The 270-nt window shown below is 49.6% G+C and carries 1 protein-coding gene; it reads left to right on the forward strand.

From position 1 onward, the window contains the following. On the forward strand, nt 1-270 hold a 270-nt coding region (locus AC3XQU_RS23950; protein ID WP_489876624.1), incomplete at both ends, for an NAD(P)-binding domain-containing protein.

A 270-nucleotide genomic window follows, 5' to 3' on the forward strand; every position in this document is an offset into this window, starting at 1 on the left:
GGATTTATCGGGGGAACGCTTGCAAGACTGCTAAGCACTGCTGGCCATACAGTAAGAGTTTCAAATTCACGCGGGCCGCATACAATTGATCCTGATGTGCTCTCCACGGGTGCAATTGCAGTCACGAAAGAAGAGGCTTTGGTGGGTGCTGACGTCGTAATTCTCTCGATACCTTTTGTACGAATTCCAGATCTTAAAGCGCTTCTCGAAGGCCTTCCTGAAGACAGCGTGATCATCGACACATCCAACTATATACCTGCGCGGGACGAT

Source organism: Telluria sp. AZSoR62, assembly GCF_058111565.1.